Consider the following 22,683-nt stretch of genomic DNA (forward strand, 5'->3'; position numbering starts at 1 on the left):
CATCTGCTTATTCTTTAGTCTATTTTGGCGCAATTTGAGTCTTATTCATCTAATAAATTAAGAAAATTTATAAAGAGTTTTTAAATTTTGTCGCTTTTGCTCTCGTCATTTGTTCTAAATTTTTATAATATCCCGACCAAAAATAACAACTATTATTATTTGCAATTGCAAAATTCGGCAGAAAGCCGGGTCGTGATAATAGGGTTTTACAGATTTTTAAAAGTAAACACACAACACTTACAGAACACTTGGAGAGCAATTTTGAAATTCAAACTTACGAGTATTGCTGCTGCGATAATTCTAAGCCCAGCAACTTTTGCTGCTGATATGGAAGATATTGAGAGACTAACGGTGAAAGGTAAGTACCTTTCGGTTAACCAGTCCAACTCAATTAAAAGCCCTACACCTATTATCGACGTGCCACAGAGCTTGTCGATTATTACGGCTGAAGAAATAACGGCTCGCGGTATTACTAGCATTGGACAAATTATTGACTACGCACCAGGTGTTAATACATCGCAAGGTGAAGGTCACCGCGACTCGGTAGTATTCCGTGGTGTGCGCTCTACTGCAGATTTCTACTTAGATGGTAACCGTGATGACGTTCAATACTACCGTGCACTTTACAATGTTGAGCAGGTAGAGATTCTTCGTGGCCCAAATGCGTTGCTATTCGGTCGCGGTGGTACGGGCGGTATCTTAAATCGTGTATCTAAGAAAGCGAAAACGAGCGATAAGTTTGTAAACTACAACGTATCTGCTAATACGTTTGGTGCATATAACTTACAGTTAGACACCAATGTTGACACGGGCGATAAGTCGGCCCTGCGCATTAACGCCATGTACGAAAGCCTAGACAACCATCGCGACTTCTTCTACGGAGACCGTTACGGCTTCAACCCAACGGCACGCTTTGAGCTAAGCGATGACACAATTGTTGATGTGTCATATGAATATATCGACCACGAGCGCTTTATTGACCGCGGTGTGCCAACTGCCAACGGTGAACCAGTAGAAGCGTTTGAAGAAATCGTGTTTGGCGATCCAGATAACAACTACCAAACATTGGGCGCTGACGTGTTCCGTGCAAACGTTGAGCACACTTTCTCTGATAACCTGAAAGGTAACTTCAACGCTTTTTACGGTGACTATGACAAAGTTTACTCGAACTTTTATGCGGCAGGTTATAACGCTGAGACTGAGCAAGTAACGCTAGACGGATACGTTGATACTACGCAGCGTGAAAACATGATCTTGTCTTCTAACCTAGTTGGCGAATTTGAAACGGGAAGCATTGGGCACACGGTTATCTTCGGTGGTGAGGTTATTAATACCAAGTCAAACCAAGATCGTTACAACCCTGTGTTTGATTCCACTGACGGTGATAGAGAAACGTTTAATATTTCACGTCCGTTAAGCTTCCGTGGTTTAACTGGTACAAATGCTGAAGGCGTAACAGTTACAGCAGACTTCTCTGACTTGAACGACGATACGCATGTAGACTTAGATGTATACTCTTTCTATGTTCAAGATGAAATTGCACTATCAGACAACTTCGACCTTGTACTAGGTGCACGTTTTGACAGCTTCGATATTGAAGTATTCAACGCGGATCCTGAAGTTTTAGAGACACGCAGCAGAAAAGACGAAGAAGTGTCACCGCGTGCTGGCCTAGTGTATAAGCCACAGAAAAATATCTCTATATACGCTAGCTACAGTGAGTCATTCTTGCCACGCAGCGGCGAGCAATATGCGAATATTAATGGCGACGCAAACGCGCTAGATCCAGACACGTTCACGAACCAAGAAATTGGTGTTAAGTGGGACTTCAACGACAGCATGAGCTTTACAGCAGCTATCTTTGAGAACGAGCAGACGTCATTGGATAACGACCCGAATGACCCTGAAAGCTTTGTTGAAGTTGATTCAGATGTATCTGGTTTTGAGCTACAGCTGCAAGGTTATATCACAGACAAGTGGTATATTACTGCAAACTACAGCAACCTTGATGGCGAAAACGCAAGTGGCGTAGAGCTTCGTGAGCTGCCTGAAAATACGATGTCTGTGTGGACAACCTACGAAGTGAATGAAGTATTTGGCTTCGGCATTGGTGCTACATATCAGGACGAAAGTAAGGTATCGACAAGTGCTTCATCGCCTGTACTACCTAGCTATACGCGTGTTGATGCGTCTGCTTACTACACGCTTAGCGACAAAATGCGCCTTCAGTTAAACGTTGAAAACTTGACTGATACGCTTTACTTCCCGAATGCACACTCTACGCATCAGGTAACAGTAGGTGCGCCAATTAATGCGCGTCTATCACTGATTGGTTCTTTCTAAACTAGCCGTCAGTTTTAAAATATTGTTTAAAAGCCATTCGCAAAAGCGAATGGCTTTTTTTGTCTCTGCACTTTGTATTTAGAGGCTTTGTGCTCTATTCGCCTTGCTTTGCAAAGTCGATAAGTGTCTGTCCATCCATACGATAGCCTAACCATTCACTCTTTGGTTTAGCGCCAAGTGACTCGTAAAAATCGATAGCTGGTTTGTTCCAGTCTAAAACGCTCCATTCGAAACGCCCGCAGTCGTTTTCTACCGCTGTTTTAGCTAAGTGTTGCAATAATGCTTTCCCTGCACCCAGGCCACGTGATTTTGGTGAAACATACAAATCTTCAAGGTAGAGTCCATTGCGTCCTTGCCACGTAGAGTAATTAAAGAAATACACAGCGAAACCAATAGGCGTGTCATCACTTTCACACATTACACAATGCGCGGTTGCGCCTTCTCCGAATAATGTTTTAAGTAGCGCTTCTTCATCTGCTTCTACTTCATGCTCTGCTTTTTCATAAATAGCAAGTTCCAGAATGAACTGGCGAATTTGTGAAATATCCTCAGGCGTGGCTGGTCTTATTGAAATGGTGTTGCTCATGGTGACTCCCATCATAAATAATCAAAAAAAATGAGCCAATAAAGGCTCATTTTAAAACAGTTAGGTGTTTGTAGCTTTTCTCAGCGATAAAAGCTAGTCCATCGATGCACTTGGCTGAGGTACATGTGTGTGCGAAGTACTATTGCCGTCGTTATCCTTAGTAGGCTTTTTGCGTAAAATCTTGCGCTTAATAAACGTAAACGGACCACGTAAATCAAGCAGTATTAAGTACAAGCACGGCACCAATATAAGCGTTACAAGCGTAGCGTAAAGTACAGCAAAACCGAGTGCTGCGGCCATTGGTACAACAAACGCTGCCTGTAGGCTTGTTTCAAACATAATGGGCAGTACGCCCACAAACGTAGTGATTGAGGTTAACGTAATCGCTCGGAAGCGCGCGGTACCAGCTTCGGTCACCGCTTCTTTAATGCTGTAGCCTTGTGCACGGCGCTGGTTCACAAAGTCAGTCATAACTAGTGAGTCATTGATAACAACCCCTGCCGCAGCGATTAGGCCAAAGTTAGACATCATAGATAAGTCTAAGCCCAGCACAAAGTGGCCGAAGACTGCGCCTGTAAAGCTAAATGGGATAACCGACATGATAATAAGTGGTTGCCCATAACTTTTAAGTGGTACAGCAAGAAGGATATACACCATGATCATGGCAGCTAAGAAAAACAATATCTGCTCATTCTGTTGCGCTTGCTGCTCCTCAATGTCACCACCAAGTTCAGTCATAACCGACGGAAACGACTCTTTTAATTGAGGAAGTAGCTTCTCTCTAATTTCAGTGACCACTTCGTTTGGCTCAATCTTTTCTTCATCGATATTGCCCCAAATGTAAACGCTACGGTATCCACCTTCACGGCGAATGTAGCTTATACCTGGTTTCTCCTCTAAGGCCACAACGTCACCCAGCATAACTTCCTGACCATTAGGCGTGGTGATCAAAGAGTACTTCAAGTCGGCGAAGCGTTCGCGGGTAAGTTCTGGGTAGCGCACCATTACTTTCACTTCTTCACCGTTTCGAATAACACGTTGTGCCTCGCCGCCGTAGAAGCCTGCACCTACTTGAGAAGCGATATTAGACAGAGTAAGACCTAAATCGTACGCAACTGGAAGCAATGTCATTTGTACTTCTTTGCTTGGAGGGTCGATAGTTGAGCTAACGTCAAACAAGCCCTCTTGCTGCTGCAGCATTTCAATAAATTTAAGGCCTGCAGCGTTAAGCGTGTCGATATCAGGACCAAAGAGTAAATAGCCAAATTCGCCGTCATCGCCATCACCGTTTACGTCATCAACTACGGTAAATGATTTCATGCCGGTAATTTCAGGAATGGCTTCGCGCCAGCGACGAGCAAGCTCAAACGTGTCAATAGGGCGGTCTTCTTCATTAACTAACGGCGTTAAAATACGGCCTTCAGTTCTGTCATCGTTAAACGCCAGGCGGTCTCTTATCATGCCTTGACCAAACTCATCGATGATTTGTTCTTCAACGTCTAAGATTGTTTGCTCAACAATTTTTAACGCGTTAATGGTTGCTAAATCTGAGACGTTTTCATTCATCTCTATTTTAACGCTTGGGAAGTCATGAGGTACTTTCGGATTGGGGACCATTCTTACGTAATTAGCACCAATAAGCCCCATACTTAGCATTAGCATTGCGACGAACATCATGAGTACAGCCCAGCGCCATTCAATCGCTTTCGCTAGAGAACGCTTGTAAGGACCGTTAACAAAAGCAAAGAATCGCTTGTTAAAACGCGACCGCCAGCTATTTTGTTTAACTGGGGAAAATTTAGTGTGGGCTAAGTGGGCCGGCAGAATGAGCTTAGATTCAACTAGACTGAATGCTAAACACAAAATTACGACAACAGCGATATTATAGAAGAACGCGCCTTCAGGCCCGCTGCTTAGCGTAAACGGAGCAAACACGGCGATAGTGGTTAAAACACCGAATGTGGCGGGCGTAGCTACGCGCTTGGCACCGCGGATTACATTGTCAACACCGCCACCTTTGCTTTCAATTTCGGTGTAAGCACTCTCGCCAATAACGATCGCATCATCAACCACAATACCCAGTACCATGATAAATGCGAACAGCGAAAGGATGTTTATGCTTACACCAAACAAAGGCATTAGCATCATGGCACCAAGGAAACATACCGGTAAACCAACCATAACCCACACGGCAAGCCTAAAGCGCAAGAACAGGGTTAACATTAGCGCCACTAGAATTGAGCCTTGAACCAGGTTCGACAACATCATGTCTAAACGAGCGTTAAGGTAATAGGTCATATCAACCAGAATTTCTAGGCTTACTCCTTGAGGAAGGCTTTCGTTTTTCTGATCAATATAGGCTTTTACGGTTTCGGCTACAGGAATGGTGTTTTGGGTTTTAGTGGCTTTAACGGCAATGTAGATAGCGTTCATGCCGTTGTATTTAAAGTAGCGTTCACCTTCAACAAATCCATCGTTGATATAAGCGACATCGCCCAAGGTTACCTTAGCGCCGCCTGTGCCAATTTTAATAGGGATTTGCTTAAACTCATCGCCGCTGTAGTACTGGTTTTCAACACGTACCGATACGATACCTGAGTTAGTTCTAAGCTGACCTGCGGAAATGTTGGCAGAGTAACTATTAATTGCCTGTGTGACATCGGCAATAGTTAAACCGTACTTCCTAAGCGTATCAGGTTTAATTTCGATGGCAATTTCATCGTCCGGCGTATTGGCTTCAACCAAAGAGATAGAGCCAAGTTGTAGAAGCTCATCTTCCACCTCTTTTGCCAGTACTTTGAGTTCTGATAAAGGCAAGTCACCGACAATAGGCATTTCGATAACTTGCTGCTGGAACTCTACTTGGGAAACATTAACCGGCTCCATGCCTGCAGGGAAGGTGGCAATACTGTCAACGCGAAGCTTCACCTTATCAAGTACATCTGTTAATTCAGCTTTGGTATCAATTTCCAGTGTAACTGCACCGCCACCGCGAAATGCACGTGAAACCGTACGCTTAATCTCAGTAATGTCTTTTACCGCTTCCTCAACTTTAATGAAAATACTCTCTTCAATCTCTTGAGGTGAAGCTCCAGGGTAGTTGGCTTCAACGGTGATGTAGTTTATTTCGATGTTTGGAAACATCTGACGCTGAATAGTGAAATAGCTCGCTATCCCCATGATGATGATAAAAATCATCAGTAGGTTGGCGGCCACGGAGTTTCTGGCGAACCAAGAAATAATGCCGGCTTGTGTATCGTTGTGGTTTTCCATGACAGCTCCTTAGTTCGCTTTTGCTGTCACAATTTCGGTCGTGGTCTCAATGACCTTAACAGGCATACCGTTTTGAGGATATTCGGGCAAACTCATCACGACTTTTTTGGCATTGAAATCGCCTTGAATAAGGAAGTCGCCATTTTCTTCGCGAACAACTTTAACCTTTTGCGATTTTAATCTGTCTTCGTCATCTAACGTCCATAACAATCGATTGGTTACCAACTCTTGAGGTACGCGGTATACGTCGCTAAGGGTTTTTCCTTCAAATGCGATTGTGCTATATGAACCAAACTTCACGATAGGCTTCGACGAATTGATGGCGTAAGGATCTTCAATACGGGCAACGAAATAGCTCATACGCGTGGTGTTATCTACCACACCCGTATCACGGTGAATGGTACCTTTTACAGTAGCGCCCTGCACATCATCTACTTCGATGGCGATTTCACTACCAATGGTGTTGTCTGCTAGAAAAACACGGTCAAAGCCGGCTACAGGGAAGGTTACTTCAGCGTATTCGATGTTGTTAATGACAGCGACTGGCGTGCCTTGAGTTACATAGTCACCAGTGCTGATATCTCTCGATACTATAAGTGCATCGTAAGGTGCTTTTACCTTACAGTTGTCTAAGTCACGCTTGGCGATTTTAAGCTGCGCCTCTGCTGATTTTACGCCAGCTTGCGCACTCATCACTTGAGGTTTGCGAAGGTAAAGGTCAGTAACCCGTGCGTTAGGCATCGTTTTCGCTTCTTTGGCAGCGACATCAGCTTGGGCTTGCTCTTGGATAAGCTGTGCTTGCGCGCTAGCGAGGTTAGCTTCAGCCAGCAACAATGCCGCTTCATATGCGTCAGCTTCTATTTCAAATAAGGTTTCGCCACGTCGAACCAGACCGCCGCTCACAAACTTAGGGTTCCAGCGCTCAACTTCTCCCGATACCTGAGCTGCAAGGTTTGTGGTTTCAAGGGGCGTTATTTCGCCATACGAGGTAAGTTGAACGCGCACGTCTTCTGGCGATAAAGCTTCAATAGTCACCGTTGGGCGGGTATCAACTTCTTCTGTAATAGTATTATCAGAGGCAGAGGCTTCGATTCCTTTCATACCTAAGTAGCCTACTAATAAAACACCAATAGGCAGTGCAACTTTCATCCATTTCATGGCTAAATCTACTTTTATAGCGAATACTTTACATAGTGTAGCGCTAAAGTGTTTCAGGAATACAGCGCAAATGTAACTAAACATGAGTCAATTTTGTGTAAAGTCAGTTATCCGTACTGATTTAAACAGGGAAATTGGTTTAGTTTTCCGAAAAAGAGGGGGAGCTCAACGACGAAAATCCACACACGCAATCTCGACCATTATCTTTGGCATAGTAAAGTGCTTGGTCTGCTCGACGAACAGCGCAGGAAATATCTATGTCGGGATTCACTTCGCTCACCCCGAAACTACTCGTTACATGGATCTCGCTACCGTTAATATTAAGCGGTGCGTTGTTCAAAATATCTCGAATATTTTCCAAAGCATTTACAGCACCCGCTTCATCAGTGTCGGTAAAGATGAACATGAATTCTTCGCCACCCCACCGTGCGAGAATATCTTGTCCTCGCAGACGAGAACTAAACACTTTTGAAATCTGACGAAGGACCTCGTCACCTTGTTCATGGCCTAAGGTGTCATTAATACTTTTAAAGCGGTCAATATCTGCAATGGCGACCGAAAATTTACGTTTGCTTCTCAGCATTCTTGCGTACTCGCGCTCTAGACACTGCTGCGCGCCTCGCCGGTTTAACAACTGAGTTAAGTGGTCATGCTTGGCCTGGCGCTCAAACTGCTCACTTAAATAAAGCGCGGTGTCGTAACTCTTTTGTCTACTGTACTCATAAAACGCCGACAGAAATGAAACGGTTAAAAAAGAATACAGTAAACGAGTTTTAAACGCGTAGGTGTAGTTTGCTACAAATGAAGCGTCGTTGAAGCCAAACAGCACGATGGCGCTAACTAGCGTGTAGGCAATAAGTGCGATGAGGCCTCTGACAAAGCCTGCAAAAAACATAGTGACTGGCGGCACCAAGTAAATCCAAAGGGGACCGGTATTGTCTTTACCACCGGTAATCAGCAGCAGGAGAGTCAGTACCATTAAACAGATAATGAGAAGTGTTATAGACCATGTACGAGCTCTGGCTGACGCAAACCGAACTTGTAAGCGCTGTGAAATAGCAAATACTACACTGGCAGTATAGAGCGTAGTTGAAAGAGAATATTCACCGTCAATAAAAGCCCTGGAGCCAAGCAAGAACGTGATAGACATACCCACTGCCGCAAAAAGGTTCACCACCATAATGCGTCTGTTGGTTTCATCTTTGTAGTGACGGCTTACACCACTAAATACGTATTGTTTGAGAGAGCCGAACATGATTAAGCAGATTTTGTCACAGTTTTTCTAATATCTTCTGCGAGTTGTTGGATAGTATTTCTCATTGCTTTGATACTTGGAGAAAATCCATCATCTTCCAGGGGCGTTTTGAATAAAAATGGGTAGCTTTGCGTTTGGCCTTTCACGTGAGTAATCACATATTGGCCAGATAGAATAACTTCCCCTTCATAGGTGCTGACAAAATCATTGAGGTGCAACGCCATATGAATGGCTTCTTCACTTGCGTAGTGATCGGGGCGAAGCAATGACACTTGCTTTGATGCTAACGCGCTGGTTAGGGCCTTAGTAAGCCCTTCGTCTACAGGTTCGGCCCATAAGTGACTGGTTGAGATATGCAAGTTGGTGTCACTGGTTTGGTACACAAGCCCACGGTGTTTGAGATATTCCGGTAGGGTTATCTTATCTATTACAACAGCCGTTGATGCTTTGTTTACGGTATATGCACTGTCACCCGTGGTGTGAAGTAAGTAGTATGTCAGCGAACGAGGCGCGCTACTACACGCCGATAATACGCAGGCGAAAAGCGCAAATACACCGATAAACAGTGCTTTACCTGTAGGTTGAAATGGGAAAACCTTAAACTGCTGTATCATTCTATTTATTCCTTCCATCCTTGTTTTTGGATGTTTCGCTATGGCAATACTGTCAATTGACATTCACTGTAGCGTATTACTTTCTCAATATTGGCTAATTATCAAGGATAAAGAGCATTCATTTTTTACGCCATTGTTGCTCGAAAATTAACCGCGCATTTGTTTGACTCTACTGCGCTAATTCTTCGCTTTAGGTTGAATGTCCGCTTCATCATCCTTTGAAAATATTAAACTATTCGGAGACTGGTTTAGCTTTAATAATAAAGGCTGAATGTTGCGCATGGTTTCTTGCAGCGCATCAACGGTCTCTTTTATCTCAGACTGGTTAAAACCACCCTCGCTGTAATTTTTAAGCAGGCCATCAAGGCTAACAAGAACCTGATTAAGATTACTATTTAATGCTTTCGCATCAATATCAGCAATAAGTACATCAAAGTCGCTGCTTGCCGTTTCCACAGACTCAGCAGCTAAACGCATGTCTTCAACGGCTAACTGTACATTTTCCACCATTTCCTTAAGCGGAAGCTGATTGATTTTGTCTAAAATTGCGTCGGCCTTTTGCGTCAATTGCGTGAACTCGTTACTAACAGTAGGAATTACTTCGTAGCCGTTAATCACTTCAATGCCGCTGTTACTGTCAGCGTCGGGTACATGCTGTAAATCTACATACAAGCCACCTGTTAATACATTACCCATGCGTAGCGATGCGCGAAGATCTCTTTCTAGCCAGTTTCGAATGGTTTGCTTTATTGCACTAAGGCCTTCTTTAGTATCTGGCTGCCTTGCTTTGCCAGGGTAAATATTAATAAGCACGGGGATGGGATAATCTCGCTCCAAAATGTTGCCATCCAAAGCAGGGAAGGAGTTGATAGCAGTCACGTTGCCAATTTCAATACCACGGTACTCAACCGGAGCGCCAACGGTTAGACCTCGCACACTTTCATCGATAAGTAGCAAGTATTCAGCGGCGACTTTATAACGTGCATCTGAGGCGGATGTGCTATCCCCATAAATTGTGAAAAAGGCGTTATCTAGCACTTGTTCACCTTTTGGCACGCCGTCAGGGATCCCAAAGGTAATACCGTTCGCTAATAGGGTTTCCAAGCTGCCTGTTTCAACGCTTACACCGTTCGATTCAAGCAACAATTTAACGCCGCTGACATCCCAGAAACGTGTCGTGTTGGTTATGAGTTTATGGTAGGGCGCTTCAATAAATGCGTCGTAATACACCACACGTTCTTCAATATTAAAGGTAGCGTCTTCAAACTCGCCAACTTTAAACCCTTTATAAATAATAGGATCGCCAGGTTTGTAGGCAAATTCGTCGTCACTTTTTAACATAACATGCAGCCCTGGAGTGCCAGGAGGCGTAACCGGTGGGCGCTCAAGTGCCGTAAAATGGAGTTGCTCTTTGCCTTTATCATGGGCTGACATAGCAATATAGCTGCCAGACAAGAGGGTGTTGAGCCCTGAAACTTCAGAAAAACTTATACGGGGGGCGACAACCCAAAATTTTGCATTTTCATTGAGTAGATGGGCCGCGCTTGCATCAATTCTGGCCGTGACAAGTACGCCGTTTAAGTCGGGTTTTAGCGTTATCTTTTTGACCTGTCCAATATCTAAGTCGCGCACTTTTATTGGTGTTTTGTTTACCTCAATACCTGTTGCCGAATGCAGCTCTATCGTAATAAGAGGGCCCTGATTCTTCCATTGGTAGTACACCATCCAGCCACCAATAACGATAACAAGAATTGGGATAATCCAAATGCGAGAAATGGACGAGGTCGGTTTGACCTTAGCTTCATTAATGTTCGGATCGTTTGTGGTCATGGTAATTGCTTCCACTGCTGCCAAATTAGCCTCGAATCAAACGTCATCGCGGCTATCATCGTTACAAATACAACGGCACAAAAGGCGAGTGCCGCTTGGCCCGGATAAATAGACATGGTGTTCCCCATCTGAATAAGGGATACCAGCACTGCTACAACAAAAACGTCTATCATCGACCAGCGGCCTATCGCCTCAGTGATGCGGTAGTAACGTATACGTAATTGTTTTGAAGTGGTTTTCTCTCGCTGTACGGAAAAGTTGAGCCAAGCAAGAATAATAATTTTTGCCACTGGCACTACCACGCTGGCAACTAAAATAATAATCGCCACTGGATACGAGCCCGATTCCCACAACGATATGACACCACCAATAATGGTATTGGGCGTCTCTTGGCCAAAAAATTCAGTATACATAATTGGCAGTACATTAGCAGGAATATATAAGATACAAGCGGTGATCAACAACGCCCACGTGCGCTGAATACTCTCTTGCGCTTGTGCTTCACACAGTGGTTTAGGTTGTGGTGGTTGGCCTTGAGACATCCACATGGCGTAGCGTGTGGGATCAAATTGGGATATACAAAGAGCCGTGAACGCTGAAAAGCCAACGAATGCGTAAAATGATAGGCCTATGGAAACGTCGGCCAACTCGGTAATTTTGATAAGGCTAACCAAGGTGCCAACAAGAAAAATTTCTGCCATGCTCCACGGTAAGAGGGCTTTCACAAGTTTGTAAAGCCGCGGCAAGTAAAAGGGGCGTCGGTTTTGTATTTGAGCTAACGATAACAATAGCAGGCCGCCGAGTACCATTCCGGGCAGCAGTAACGTCGCTAAGCTGGTTATTATCGCTAGTGATAAATAATCGTTTTCAATGAGTACGGTAATGCCGGTGGGCAAGTCAATACTGTGCTTTTGACCGCTAGCTTTAAATGTCAGAAAGTTAAAAGGTAACGAAAGTAATAAAAATATCAGAGCACTGAAAGTATAAGCGAGCAACTTTTCGCTTGCGCCATCGCGATGAGATATTAGTGTGTGGTTACATACTGGGCACACGGCCCGTTGCCTGTGTGCTAGGGCGGGAATGTGTACCTGAGTATGGCATTGCTCACAAACTATAGATAACGTATTTGATTCAGCCATATGCTTTTGCACGCCACTTTTTGTATGCTCGTTGTATGATAGATAGCAGCCTAGAGGTATAACCCGTTGATTTTTAGAATCAACAGCATAGCTTATTGCAGGCATGTCGGGAAGTATAGCCAGTCGTATTTAGCAGTATAACAACAATAATTGACGATTAAGTGATGGAAATAGCAAACGAAATTCGTAGTGTATATGGAAAAATTAAGAAGCAGGTAAGTCGTTTATTCCTGAAAAGGCGTGTTGGTTTTTTACGTTTTTGGATGAGTATTACCTTTGCTCAGCGATGTTATTTTTTAGCAACCAGCATGCTTTTGTTGCAAATATTTCTGAACATAGAAAGTAGACTGTTTGAAGCAATAATGTTTGGTTTTGCTCTTACGGGCATTGTTAGCGAGACATGGCCCAGGTTCATGACACTTTGGAACAGCTTACCAGGTAAAGCTGTGATTCTGTTTATATATGCAATCATCGCAAACTTTGCACTCGCCTCTGCAAGTGGGTTAGTGAATAGCATAACTGGCGTATCAGCAAACGCCTTGCCCTACAGTCACAATTTTGCGCTTATTCTTATGGTGCCAAGCTGGTTCTTTGTTACCACCATGTTAGGGCTTGTGGGTGGTATGCTTCTTATTATTTTCTATCTGTTTTTCTTACTGCTATTGAAGCCGTTTGGCGTTGCGCGGTTTTGGCATCCCAAACACTATCGGTTTGCTACCTCTACCACATTGGCAAGATTAGCATGGACATTGGGCGTGGCGCTGCAGCTGGGAGTTTTAGCTGGGCAAGTTGGGCTACTCTCTGAATTTAGTAGTGAAAGTGCTAACCCTTTAATAAGCATAGAAAACGTAACGGAAAATGAGCTTGAAAATGGTGAAGCGCAACTTACTAAGGAACAAGCGGAAGATATTTCTGAGTTAGAAAAGGACTTAACCACGCTACTGACTAACGCAAAACAAAAGAGTGTTGATTACAAAAAGTCACAACGACGTGCCTTAGCCTATTTCATTTATGAGTTTGAAGCTGACTCACTCTCACGCTGTGCTCATCCCGAGGGAACCCGCGTTATAGAGCTTAACGACTATGAAATTTTGCAGATTGAAAAGACAGATGAAGTGGAAGAGGGATTTATTTACACGGTTGAACCTTGTCGCTCTGCTGCAATTGGAATTTCAGTAAGTCCGTAAACTAGCGCTGAGATAATAACGGTTCAAGAAGTAAAAAAGCTCGCGACAGCAAACTGTGGCGAGCTTTTTATTTATTGATACAGCAACTGCTTAGAAGCTAGCGTTGCCTGGTGTACGTGGGAATGGGATCACGTCACGTACGTTTTGCATGCCGGTTACGTATGCTACAAGACGCTCGAAACCAAGACCGAAACCTGAGTGAGGTACGGTGCCGTAGCGGCGAAGGTCGCGGTACCACGCGTAGTCTTCTTTCGATAGGCCCATTTCGTCAAGGCGTGCGTCAAAAACGTCTAGGCGCTCTTCACGTTGTGAACCACCGATGATTTCACCGATACCTGGCGCGAGTACATCCATTGCTGCAACTGTCTTACCGTCGTCGTTAATGCGCATGTAGAACGCTTTAATATCTTTCGGGTAGTTTTGCATGATAATTGGCGCACCAACGTGTTCTTCTGCAAGATAGCGCTCGTGCTCAGAAGATAAATCGATACCCCATTCAACAGGGAATTCGAATTCTTTGCCGCAGTTTTGCAGAATTTCGATAGCGTCAGTGTAGTCCATGCGAACAAAGTCAGAGCTTACTAACTTTTCTAAACGCTCAATGGCGTCTTTCTTAATACGCTGAGCAAAGAACGCCATGTCGTCAGGCAGTTCTTCAAGCACAGCCTTACATACATACTTCAGCATGTCTTCAGCAAGCTGTGCTACGTCTTTCAATTCAGCAAACGCCACTTCAGGCTCAATCATCCAAAACTCGGCAAGGTGGCGAGATGTGTTTGAGTTCTCTGCACGGAACGTAGGGCCGAAGGTGTACACCTTAGACATAGCTGTACAGTAAGTTTCAACGTTAAGCTGTCCTGATACCGTAAGGTAGGTTTCTTTGCCGAAGAAATCTTCTGAATAGTCAACATTGCCTTTGTCGTCGCGTGGAAGGTTCATCATATCAAGGGTTGATACGCGGAACATTTCACCTGCACCTTCTGTATCGCTTGCCGTTAGAATAGGCGTAGAGATCCAGAAGTAACCTTTCTCATGGAAAAAGCGGTGAATCGCCTGAGACAAACAGTTGCGAACACGGGTTACCGCGCCGATAACGTTAGTGCGTGGGCGAAGGTGCGCATATTCGCGAAGGTACTCAATGCTGTGACGTTTAGCGGCCATTGGGTAGGTATCAGGGTTTTCTACCCAACCCAAAACTTCAACGTCAGTCGCGTCAATTTCAACGGCTTGGCCTTGGCCCTGAGACTCTTTCACTGTACCGGTAACCGATAATGAGCAGCCTGCTGTTAAGCGCTGGATATCGGCATAATTTGACAGAGAATTTAGCGCAATAACTTGTACAGGATCGAAGCAACTACCGTCGTGTAGTGCAATAAATGATAACCCCGCTTTAGAGTCGCGGCGTGTTCTTACCCAACCCTTTACGGTTACCGATTCGCCAACGGCGTACTTACCTTTAAGTACGTCAACTACGGGCGCATGCGTCATGTTAATTTCTCCGTCTTACTAATTTTATGTTGTTGCTTACTATTGAGTCATTTTCAACAACACAGTGCATTAAACTGTGAATGAAAAAATGCACTAAAATTTGCTTTATAGTCAATGTTTTTGGATTGCCATGCCGATAACTTACTAGAATCTGTATTAGTTTTTCGCTTTTCAAAAAGGCATTTCGCAATTCGCTTGGTGCCAAATATAAGCAAAATACAGATCGAAACATGACTTGGTGATGTAAAAATAACCAATGAAATACAATCCAATAGCACGCTAGTATACCCAACATAAAGCGGGATGCCAGAGAACAGAGTGACAAATGGGAAATAAAAATGATTCGAACACGCAAGTGTCTCAGCAAGCACAAGAACCGAGTGCTACGCAAAGTGACGCTGACCGTTCTAGCGATGCCGAAAATGAGAGAAGTTCTATGACTTACGAGCAACTTGCAGAGCGACGTTCAACGCCCCGTTCTAAAACGCCTTTTTATAAGGTGATGCTTGGGTTAAACATCGTTGGCTGGGTTGGCATGGTTGTCGTACTCATACTGTTTCACTATGCGCGCCCAGATTTTATCAGCGGCGTGCAGCAGTACTGGGGAATAAAAGGCGATACCAGTTGGTCTGAAAGTCATTTATCGGCCATGACCATCATGCTGCAGGTATGTTTGATAGTGAGTTTAATTAGCATAATTATGCGTGCCAGAAGAAACCGTCGTCAAAGCGATAGTTTTGGCATAAACCTATTCATTTTATTTGCTATTGCGGCGATAAGCCTAATCACACTGGCTACCACACTGGGCCTGTAAATAGTGAAAGCGCTCTACATGGGGTGCACGACAAAAACATAACTCAAGGACAAATAACAAAGCTTTGTGAGTAGCGCTTTCGACAAACGGTGTTTATGTCACTTGATGGGGTTGCTATGACCTTCCCATCAAGTGAGCGATGCATAAAAAGCGTTATTGTTTACAAGGCTTGCGGCAATAACTTAAATAAAAGCTGCTTGGATAAGCCAGTACGTATAGGCCGCGTAGGCCAGCACAAATGCTCCGCCTTCCAGACGGTTTAAACGTCCTTGGCGCTTAATGCCAATACAGAAAATGAATAGGGCAATGGTTGATGCGAACATCACCATAACGTCGCGGTATAAAAACTCAGAACCTACAGCCATTGGCTGAATGGTGCCTGCAATGCCCACTACTGCCAAGGTGTTGAACATGTTAGATCCGATCACGTTACCAATGGCTAAATCGTGTTCGCCTTTCTTCACCGCCATTAGCGATGATGCAAGTTCTGGTAACGATGTACCAATTGCGATAACCGTCAACCCGATAATAGTATCGCTAACACCGAAGAAGGTGGCGACTTCTACCGCGCCCCATACCAGCATACGCGAGCTTGCAACTAGCAATAAAAGCCCCGCAATCAACCACATTACGTGGGTTTTTACCGTACCTTCGTTGCTATTAATCTCTTCATCGTATTCGTCGGCGAGGGCGTCTTTGTCGCCTTTCATACCGTGATAAATACTCCAAGAAAGCAGAAGCACAAACAGTCCTAACAAAGAGAATGCGTCGTCTTTCGAGATATTTAAGTCCCACACCTGCCATGCGGCAAAGAAGGTGATGCCAAGTAAAACAGGCAGCTCTTTCTTAATGATTTCTGATTTAACCGCAATAGGACTAATGATTGCGGTAAGGCCAAGGATTAACAGGATATTGGCGATATTAGAGCCATAGGCGTTACCCAGCGCTATGCCAGAGTTGCCTTGAATAGCTGCAAACACTGAAACGATGATTTCAGGGGCCGATGTACCAAACCCAATAATGAGCATACCGATGAGCAAGGGTGAAACACCGAAATGATTGGCTACCGATGCGGCACCACCTACAAACTTCCCTGCGCTCCAAAGCAAAACCGGTAATCCGATTAAAATAGCCAAGCTGGCTAATAACATACGTACTCCTTAAACCATTCGTATCTTGTTTGCTTACTTCAATGTATAGGCAAACTCAATAAACAAAAGTCGTTTCAATCTATTCAAATACACATTAGTTTTTGTTGTCTTAACGATGAAAAAAAGCCGTGCTGATAATGCTATGCAAATGATGAGTAAAGCGTAAACTCAGCGCTACTTTAATCGTGTTTGTAAATTGAACAAACACAGTAATAATTGTAACTGACAACACACTATTTAGAAGCGAATTACATGCACAATACACTGATTGTTACTGATGATGTTACTCCTTTTTGTAACACAGCTTTAACCGTGCTGACTTTTCAAGATTATCTTGCTGAGTTTCCAAAGTTGAACGAGCCCAAAACACGCGTGATCAACATTTGTGATACTACGCGTTACTTAAGCGAAGGGTACTATTGTTCACTTTTGGCTCAGGCACGTAATCACTCTGTATTGCCTTCTGTAAATACCATTAACGATTTACGCATGGCGGAAGAGAAAAGTATCGATCGCATCGTCTTCTCTTTGTCGGTATCTCAAGACAATATGGAAATTACTGATGAGCCTATATTAGTACTTTTCGGCGAAGTGAAAGATCAGCGCTTTAAGCGTTTGGCGCGCCAAGCGTTTGAAAAGTACCCGTACCCTGTTTTGGTGTTAAGCCCAACAGTTACCGATACGAAAGTGTCGCCTAAAGCCACGGGTAAAGTACAAATTGAAGGCTTTGCAAGCGTACAGGCAAAAGCGTTTAAGGACTTAAATGCCAAGCAACAAGCGCGTTTCATTGAGCAATTAGAAGCACATACCAAAATACAGTGGAAAGCCGGTAAAACGAGCAAAAGTACTCGTTGGGATATGGCCATTTTGGTTAACCCAGAAGAGAGCACGCCGCCTAGTGACGAACGCGCCATTAAAAACTTTGTGAAAGCAGCTGAAAAAGTGGGCTTTCGCGCAGATGTGGTAAGTCGCCTGTCGCAAGAAGAATTGGGTCACTATGATGCATTGTTCATTCGTGAAACGACAGCGATTGACCATCATACTTACCGTTTAGCGCGTGCCGCAGAGCGAGAAGGCATTGTGGTTATGGACGACACGCAGTCAATTCTGCGCTGCTGTAACAAAGTGTACCTGCAGGATGCGTTTGCTTATCAAAAAGTGCCAGCGCCGAAAGCGACGTTTGTATCGAGCGCTACTGATGAAGTATGCGAAAAACTCATAGCTGACTTTGGTTTGCCGCTTGTTTTAAAACTGCCAGAAAGCTCGTTTTCCCGCGGCGTGCATAAAGCTGAAAATAAAGAAGCGTTAAAAACGCGCTTAGAACAAATGCTGGCTGAATCGGCGCTTGTTTTGGTTCAGGAATATATATTCACTGAATTCGACTGGCGAATTGGTGTATTAGGTGGCAAACCTATTTACGCTTGCCAATACTTTATGGTGCGCAACCATTGGCAGATATACAACCATCAGGGAGACCGATTCTCTTCGGGTGGATTTGCCACAATGCCAACATTTGAAGTGCCTAAGCCGGTGTTACAAGCTGCTATCAAGGCCGCTAAAGCGGTGGGTGACGGCTTGTATGGTGTAGACATCAAGCAAACCGGCAATGCAGTTTATGTTATTGAAGTGAACGACAACCCAAGTATCGACTCGGGTGTTGAAGACAAATATTTAGGCAAAGAACTGTACGAATTAATTATGCAGGAATTTGCTGACAGGTTGGAGCAAAGAGGGCGATGATTACATCGGCTGAGCGAGTAATTGAAGTGAATAATGCAAGTCCACAGGAAAGCGCAAATCGTGCATATGGCCTAGCTGAGGGCGCATCTAATACTAAATCGACAAATAGTGTTGGTGTGCCTTCTACGCAGTCGAGTGTAGTGCTGCGCATTGCGACATTACACGATCTTGCTTCGCTTCAGCACATTGAGCAAACTTGTTTCACCACCGACAGGCTAAGTAAAAGTCGTTTCAAATTTTACATTGATGCACAGCACGCAGAGCTTATTGTGGCCGAGCGTGAGCCGTCGACTTCAAGTTCTAACCTCGACAAAAATAAGCCGAGTGTAAATAGCATTGTTGGCTATGGACTGTTGCTACTACGTCGTGGAACGCAGCTCACTAGACTGTATTCTATCGCAGTCTTGCCTGAGGCGAGAGGGCTTGGCGTTGCTGAAAAGCTCATAAATAGCTTGGGGGAGCGGGCGCTTTTGCGGGGAAAGCGATTTATGCGCCTGGAAGTGGCAGTAGGTAATGCCGGCGCCATTGCTCTGTATAAAAAATTAGGGTTTAGTCAGTTTGGTATGTATACCGATTACTACGACGATCACACTGACGCATTACGTATGCAAAAAGTGTTGGTGCCGAGTAAATCAGTTAAGCCAGAGGTTTATCCGTGGTACCAACAAACGACTGATTTTACCTGCGGTCCATCAGCATTAATGATGGCAATGTGTGCATTGAACAATCGCTATGAAATGACCCAAGAAAAAGAACTATCGTTGTGGCGTACTGCGACCACGATATTTATGATGTCAGGTCATGGCGGTTGCCACCCGGTGGGATTAGCGCTCGCCGCGGTAAACGAAGGTTATGCAGCGAAAGTGGTCATCAATCAGGATGTCCCGCTTTTTGTTGATGGCGTTAGAGATACTAACAAGAAAGCGATAGTCGAAAATGTTGAGTCGCAGTTTATGGCAGAGGCACGTAGAAAAGGCATTTCTGTTGAAATCTCTGACTGGCGAGTTGATGTTATCGACCAAACCCTTAAAGCTGGCGGGGCAGTATTGTGCTTAATCAGCACATACGCGTTCGATAAGAAAAAGGTTCCCCATTGGGTTGCGGTGACTAGCTGCGATTCTCATTGCTATTATCTGCACGATCCAGATGCGAGTGAGGGGCAGCCTGTCGAGTATCAACACATTCCGGTTGCCCGCGAAGACTTTCTAAGGCTTGCCAGCTATGGCACGCGTAAAGTAAGAACATTGGTACTCCTTAAAAAGAAAAAGTAACACGAATTTTTGCTTAGGCCTGAGGCACGGAGAATGCTTGAGGCCTCATACCATTAGTCCGCAAAGATAAATAGCCACTCAGCGAAACTTAAAATAGCCATAACCGTGGCGTGTCATCGCAGGTATTAGTGATGAACTCGTGTAACGTTAACCTTTTTATTTAGCGTTTTAAGTTGTTTTACTAATTGAGAAAGCTCTTTCACCGAACCTGAATAATCAATGTGCTTATTCATTTCCTGGCCTTTCACAGCACTTCTATAAAGCGCCTCACTTTCAAAACACGCAGTTTGCTCATTAAGCGTGTTCCATTCCGCTTTTAGGTCACTTGGAATACAGTGGCGTTTTGCAATAATTTTGTCTTTTATTTGCAACACTTTCCCGATTAATAATTGTGCATCTGTTGGCATAATAATATCTCCTGTATAGCTTTTTGTGCTTAAGTTGCTGTTTATCAAAGGCATTAAGTGTTTACTTTGATAGACGTAGTGTAAATTCAGCAACATCTCAACACACACTCATAATAAGTGTTGCAGCAAAGATGCCAACTCTTACTAGTAGATGACTTAGAACACGCCAAATGTGCCTAAATGCGGATTGCAACTGTTGAGGCTCACTAAAGCGAGAAAGAGAGCGAGGAAAAGAGAGCGAGGAAAAGCTAAAAGGAAAAATAGCGAAGCCGGCTAACGGATAGAGAAAAGCCCGAGCGATTTTAGTGCATGGCTTGCATGACGCCTTGAAATCTCAGGCCATGAAATATCAGAGCCATGCTGCTCATTAAGATCTAATGTGTTGGTTTAGTGGGACTGGTAGAAGTGGCTTTTTAAAAAAATAATAAACCACGTATTAACAAGATAAACCCAAGTGCTATTTATAAGCGTAGCGCTTGGGTTTATTTTTAATTTTCTTTACCTGACAATAGCAGAAGTGTGGCGTCCAAATTAACAGATTAAGTAAGATAGCGGTAACAAGGCTGAACACAATTGACGAAGGCGTTAGTGGGACAGAGGGGCTGAAATTATCTAACACGCGCTTCAGCGTACCATATTGAGAAGGCGAGGCCATAAACACAAGCTTTTCGAAGTAATGACCGTGCTCTAGCTTCCTCATACCTTGCTCTAAAGTGGTGATCTGGGCGAAGCGTGTGGCTTTCATCGAGGCATTCTCTCGCACAACTGGCTCACTGTTTTTCTGTAAGCTTTCAAGCATGGCTTCAACCGAAGAAAAACCATGCTGCTTGGCGAGCGCTGACGAACTAGAAACTTCATCTCTCAGTGCATCATAATAACCATTGAGGTATTGACGATAATGATCCGCCAAGATGGGGACTTGAAGTGTAATGATAAACAAGACTGCAAATACAACTTTATCTAAAACACGTACTATCATTCAAATCTCGCTATAAACACTCTGCATTAATGATCTAATTAGTGACCCGCTTTAAAGTTGAATGTTCACTCTATAACAAAACTAACATCAACCCTCGGGCCAATTGACGTCAACTGGTGGTTCAAAACTCATATTTCACCCAAGAAGATAGTTAGCGTAACAATCTCACACACTATTTCAAGGCGGTGTAAATCGCATGGGTCAGCTTACTTAACTGCTCGGAAGATATAATGTAAGGAGGCATAATGTATACCAATTTCCCGAATGGCCGTATCCACACGCCATGTTTCACAAAATGGCGTTGAATTTCGGCAACATTGACGGGATTTACCGTCTCGACTACCCCTATAGCACCTAACACCCTTACGTCAGCGACTCTCGGCAAGTCTGCACATTTTGCCAATTCGGCTTGTAATTGTTTCTCAATAGCAGGAACTTGTTGCTGCCAATGATTTTCGTTAATTAGCGACAGACTGGCATTGGCCACCGCGCAGGCTAACGGGTTGCCCATGTATGTGGGGCCGTGCATAAATACGCCAGGCTCCCCTTGGCAAACCCCTAAAGCCACGTCTTCGGTACACAAGGTCGCGGCCAGTGTCATATAACCACCCGTAATCGCTTTACCCAAACACATGATGTCAGGCGAAATACCTGCATGCTCACAAGCGAAGAGCTTACCTGTACGGCCGAAGCCAGTGGCAATTTCATCGCAAATCAAAAGTACGTCGTAGGTATCGCAAAGCTGTCGGCAGCGCTTTAAGTATTCGGGGTGATAAATACGCATGCCGCCTGCGCCTTGAACAACAGGTTCTAGGATAAGGGCTGCCATCGTGTGGTGATGCTTTTCAAAAATCTCTTCAAGTGGAAGAATGTCATCTTCGCTAAACGTTTGGCCAAAGCGAGTTTGAGGAGCGGGCGCAAAAATCTGCTTGCTTAGTACACCCTCAAATAAACTATGCATGCCGTTAACGGGATCGCACACGCTCATTGCAGCGAACGTGTCGCCATGGTAGCCATTGCGCGGCGCGACAATGCGTGACTTCTCTGAGCGCCCCTGACACGCCCAATACTGAATCGCCATCTTTATCGCAACTTCAACAGACACTGAGCCAGAGTCTGCTAAAAATACACGCTCTAAACCTGCCGGCACCATGTTCAGTAACGATTTACACAAATCTACCGCCGGCTGGTGGGTAATACCGCCAAACATAACGTGAGAAAATGCGTCAATTTGCTTGTGCGCAGCATCGTTGAGTACAGGATGGTTGTAACCGTGAATAGCTGCCCACCAGCTAGACATGCCATCTACTAGCACTTCACTTGTGGCCAAGGTAAGTTCAGCGCCTTTTGCACCAACTACTTCATAGCAGGGAAGGGGATTAACCGCCGAGGTATAAGGGTGCCAAATGTGTTGTTTATCAAATTCTATATTGTTCACAAATTAACCG

The 22,683-nt window shown here is 44.3% G+C and carries 17 protein-coding genes; 5 read left to right on the forward strand and 12 right to left on the reverse strand.

Annotation, left to right across the window (positions count from 1 at the left end):
• Positions 1–261: 261 nt before the first annotated feature.
• Positions 262–2,343, forward strand: coding sequence for a TonB-dependent receptor (locus MASE_RS06160; protein ID WP_014948888.1), 2,082 nt, complete (start codon positions 262–264; stop codon positions 2,341–2,343).
• 94 nt (positions 2,344–2,437) lie between these two features.
• On the opposite strand, the gene MASE_RS06165 is transcribed toward MASE_RS06160, so the two are convergent.
• The 7 genes from MASE_RS06165 to MASE_RS06195 form a co-directional block, all read right to left on the reverse strand.
• Positions 2,438–2,929, reverse strand: coding sequence for a GNAT family N-acetyltransferase (locus MASE_RS06165; RefSeq protein ID WP_014948889.1), 492 nt, complete (start codon positions 2,927–2,929; stop codon positions 2,438–2,440).
• A gap of 93 nt (positions 2,930–3,022) precedes the next feature.
• The gene (locus MASE_RS06170) at positions 3,023–6,202 is read right to left on the reverse strand and encodes an efflux RND transporter permease subunit (protein WP_014948890.1); all 3,180 of its coding nucleotides are present in this window, start codon (positions 6,200–6,202) and stop codon (positions 3,023–3,025) included.
• A gap of 9 nt (positions 6,203–6,211) precedes the next feature.
• Entirely contained in the window at positions 6,212–7,360 is a 1,149-nt protein-coding gene (locus MASE_RS06175; protein WP_014948891.1) for an efflux RND transporter periplasmic adaptor subunit, read from the reverse strand.
• 139 nt (positions 7,361–7,499) lie between these two features.
• Positions 7,500–8,615 carry a GGDEF domain-containing protein gene (locus MASE_RS06180; RefSeq protein WP_014948892.1) on the reverse strand — a complete coding sequence of 372 codons (1,116 nt, stop codon included), beginning with the start codon at positions 8,613–8,615 and terminating at the stop codon, positions 7,500–7,502.
• A 2-nt stretch (positions 8,616–8,617) separates the two neighbouring features.
• Positions 8,618–9,229: a PqiC family protein gene (locus MASE_RS06185; RefSeq protein ID WP_014948893.1), complete on the reverse strand. Its 612-nt coding sequence runs from the start codon at positions 9,227–9,229 to the stop codon at positions 8,618–8,620.
• Positions 9,230–9,406: 177 nt separating this feature from the next.
• Positions 9,407–11,059, reverse strand: a complete 1,653-nt coding sequence (gene pqiB / locus MASE_RS06190; protein WP_014948894.1) for an intermembrane transport protein PqiB — start codon at positions 11,057–11,059, stop codon at positions 9,407–9,409.
• Positions 11,056–12,198 carry a paraquat-inducible protein A gene (locus MASE_RS06195; RefSeq protein WP_110288075.1) on the reverse strand — a complete coding sequence of 381 codons (1,143 nt, stop codon included), beginning with the start codon at positions 12,196–12,198 and terminating at the stop codon, positions 11,056–11,058. Before MASE_RS06195 ends, pqiB begins: the two co-directional genes overlap by 4 nt.
• Positions 12,199–12,611: 413 nt before the next feature.
• On the opposite strand from MASE_RS06195, the gene MASE_RS06200 reads away from it, so the two are divergent.
• Positions 12,612–13,385 carry a hypothetical protein gene (locus MASE_RS06200; RefSeq protein WP_232300918.1) on the forward strand — a complete coding sequence of 258 codons (774 nt, stop codon included), beginning with the start codon at positions 12,612–12,614 and terminating at the stop codon, positions 13,383–13,385.
• Between the two features lie 90 nt (positions 13,386–13,475).
• On the opposite strand, the gene asnS is transcribed toward MASE_RS06200, so the two are convergent.
• Positions 13,476–14,873 (reverse strand): asparagine--tRNA ligase, encoded by a 1,398-nt coding sequence (gene asnS / locus MASE_RS06205; protein ID WP_014948897.1) that lies wholly within the window; start codon positions 14,871–14,873, stop codon positions 13,476–13,478.
• Between the two features lie 325 nt (positions 14,874–15,198).
• On the opposite strand from asnS, the gene MASE_RS06210 reads away from it, so the two are divergent.
• Positions 15,199–15,687, forward strand: coding sequence for a hypothetical protein (locus MASE_RS06210; protein WP_014948898.1), 489 nt, complete (start codon positions 15,199–15,201; stop codon positions 15,685–15,687).
• Between the two features lie 182 nt (positions 15,688–15,869).
• Here MASE_RS06210 and MASE_RS06215 read toward each other — a convergent pair whose 3' ends face one another.
• Complete coding sequence (locus MASE_RS06215) at positions 15,870–16,838, reverse strand: calcium/sodium antiporter (protein ID WP_014948899.1); 969 nt, start codon at positions 16,836–16,838, stop codon at positions 15,870–15,872.
• A gap of 252 nt (positions 16,839–17,090) precedes the next feature.
• On the opposite strand from MASE_RS06215, the gene MASE_RS06220 reads away from it, so the two are divergent.
• Both MASE_RS06220 and MASE_RS06225 read left to right on the forward strand, forming a co-directional pair.
• The gene (locus MASE_RS06220; protein ID WP_014948900.1) at positions 17,091–18,578 is read left to right on the forward strand and encodes a RimK family protein; all 1,488 of its coding nucleotides are present in this window, start codon (positions 17,091–17,093) and stop codon (positions 18,576–18,578) included.
• Positions 18,575–19,849 (forward strand): GNAT family N-acetyltransferase/peptidase C39 family protein, encoded by a 1,275-nt coding sequence (locus MASE_RS06225; protein ID WP_014948901.1) that lies wholly within the window; start codon positions 18,575–18,577, stop codon positions 19,847–19,849. The genes MASE_RS06220 and MASE_RS06225 overlap by 4 nt, the downstream gene beginning before the upstream one ends.
• A gap of 125 nt (positions 19,850–19,974) precedes the next feature.
• Here MASE_RS06225 and MASE_RS06230 read toward each other — a convergent pair whose 3' ends face one another.
• From MASE_RS06230 to bioA, 3 genes are all read right to left on the reverse strand, one after another.
• Positions 19,975–20,256, reverse strand: coding sequence for a hypothetical protein (locus tag MASE_RS06230; protein ID WP_039233500.1), 282 nt, complete (start codon positions 20,254–20,256; stop codon positions 19,975–19,977).
• A gap of 457 nt (positions 20,257–20,713) precedes the next feature.
• Positions 20,714–21,235, reverse strand: a complete 522-nt coding sequence (locus MASE_RS06235; protein WP_014948903.1) for a DUF2937 family protein — start codon at positions 21,233–21,235, stop codon at positions 20,714–20,716.
• A gap of 172 nt (positions 21,236–21,407) precedes the next feature.
• The gene (bioA, locus tag MASE_RS06240) at positions 21,408–22,673 is read right to left on the reverse strand and encodes an adenosylmethionine--8-amino-7-oxononanoate transaminase (RefSeq protein WP_014948904.1); all 1,266 of its coding nucleotides are present in this window, start codon (positions 22,671–22,673) and stop codon (positions 21,408–21,410) included.
• Between the last annotated feature and the right edge of the window lie 10 nt (positions 22,674–22,683).

This window comes from Alteromonas macleodii ATCC 27126 (assembly GCF_000172635.2).
Lineage (GTDB): Bacteria > Pseudomonadota > Gammaproteobacteria > Enterobacterales > Alteromonadaceae > Alteromonas > Alteromonas macleodii.

Bases quoted from the DNA above. Each gene is read 5' to 3' on its own strand.
- MASE_RS06180 (WP_014948892.1), bottom strand. From the start codon at position 8,615: ATGTTCGGCTCTCTCAAACAATACGTATTTAGTGGTGTAAGCCGTCAC.
- MASE_RS06210 (WP_014948898.1), top strand. From the start codon at position 15,199: ATGGGAAATAAAAATGATTCGAACACGCAAGTGTCTCAGCAAGCACAA.
- MASE_RS06170 (WP_014948890.1), bottom strand. From the start codon at position 6,202: ATGGAAAACCACAACGATACACAAGCCGGCATTATTTCTTGGTTCGCC.
- MASE_RS06215 (WP_014948899.1), bottom strand. From the start codon at position 16,838: ATGTTATTAGCCAGCTTGGCTATTTTAATCGGATTACCGGTTTTGCTT.
- MASE_RS06235 (WP_014948903.1), bottom strand. From the start codon at position 21,235: ATGATAGTACGTGTTTTAGATAAAGTTGTATTTGCAGTCTTGTTTATC.
- MASE_RS06195 (WP_110288075.1), bottom strand. From the start codon at position 12,198: ATGGCTGAATCAAATACGTTATCTATAGTTTGTGAGCAATGCCATACT.
- MASE_RS06175 (WP_014948891.1), bottom strand. From the start codon at position 7,360: ATGAAATGGATGAAAGTTGCACTGCCTATTGGTGTTTTATTAGTAGGC.
- pqiB (WP_014948894.1), bottom strand. From the start codon at position 11,059: ATGACCACAAACGATCCGAACATTAATGAAGCTAAGGTCAAACCGACC.
- MASE_RS06200 (WP_232300918.1), top strand. From the start codon at position 12,612: ATGACACTTTGGAACAGCTTACCAGGTAAAGCTGTGATTCTGTTTATA.
- MASE_RS06165 (WP_014948889.1), bottom strand. From the start codon at position 2,929: ATGAGCAACACCATTTCAATAAGACCAGCCACGCCTGAGGATATTTCA.
- MASE_RS06220 (WP_014948900.1), top strand. From the start codon at position 17,091: ATGCACAATACACTGATTGTTACTGATGATGTTACTCCTTTTTGTAAC.
- MASE_RS06230 (WP_039233500.1), bottom strand. From the start codon at position 20,256: ATGCCAACAGATGCACAATTATTAATCGGGAAAGTGTTGCAAATAAAA.
- MASE_RS06185 (WP_014948893.1), bottom strand. From the start codon at position 9,229: ATGATACAGCAGTTTAAGGTTTTCCCATTTCAACCTACAGGTAAAGCA.
- asnS (WP_014948897.1), bottom strand. From the start codon at position 14,873: ATGACGCATGCGCCCGTAGTTGACGTACTTAAAGGTAAGTACGCCGTT.
- MASE_RS06225 (WP_014948901.1), top strand. From the start codon at position 18,575: ATGATTACATCGGCTGAGCGAGTAATTGAAGTGAATAATGCAAGTCCA.